General features: G+C 74.9%; 1 pseudogene. It reads left to right on the top strand.

Annotated features, from left to right (window positions below):
- Positions 1-906 (top strand): annotated as a pseudogene (locus tag G3I65_RS56140) (helix-turn-helix transcriptional regulator); the annotation flags it as partial.

Raw genomic sequence — 906 nt, 5'->3', positions numbered from 1 at the left:
GATCAGCAACCGCGAAACGGCCGCGTTCATCGCCAGCGCGATGCTGCTGTCCCTGTGCGGCGGGCAGGACGCCCGGCTCGGGATCAGCGCGGCGGGCCAGATCGCGGCGCGCCTCGACGCCGGCGGGCCGGACGCCGTCTGGCCGCTGCTGTGCATGACCTACCTCGCCGAGGCGGGCAGCAGGCTGGGGCCGCCCCCGGAGTTCCGCGACTTCGAGGAGCAGTGGGCGCCGCTGACCGACCCGGCGGCGCAGCGCAGCCGCTCGGCGCTGCTGGCGCTCGACGCCGTCCGCAGCGGCGAGTCGGCGCAGGACGCGCTCGGGCACTTCGCCGACGTGATGACCGGCGACGACGGCGAGCTGTTCGAGCAGCACTACTTCTTCACCCTCGCCACCGCGGTGCTCGCCGACGAACCCGCCCACGTCGACCGGCTGTGCCGCGTCCTCGACGTCGAGCGCGAGCCGTGGGACGTGCACGTGCCGCACGGTGCGCTGCCCACCCTGGCTCGGGGGATCGCGCTGCAGGCCAGCGGCGACCTGCAGCGCGCGAGCGTCCACTTCGAATCGCTGCTGCGCCGCTTCGACGAGCGCGGCGGCACGACGACGTGCCCGGTCGGCGTGCTGTGCGCGGCGAAGCTCGTCGAGTGCTGGGTGGACCTGGGCCGGTTCGAGGCGGCGACGTCGCTGCTGGACCGGATGGACTTCGTGGCCAGCCAGGGCCTGTTCACGCACACGTACCTGCTGTACGCGCGGGGGCGCCTGCGCGTCGCGACCGGGTACACCCGCTTCGGGTTCGAGGACCTGCTCAGCTGCGGGCGGCGGCTGGCCCACCACGGCATGCGGTTCCCGGGGTTCGTGCCGTGGCGCGCGCACGCCGCGCGGGCCGCGCTCGCGCTCGGGCAGGCCGA

It is taken from the genome of Amycolatopsis sp. SID8362 (assembly GCF_010550475.1).
In the GTDB taxonomy this organism is placed as follows: Bacteria; Actinomycetota; Actinomycetes; order Mycobacteriales; family Pseudonocardiaceae; genus Amycolatopsis; species Amycolatopsis eburnea.
This window is presented reverse-complemented; position numbering and strand designations above follow the sequence as displayed.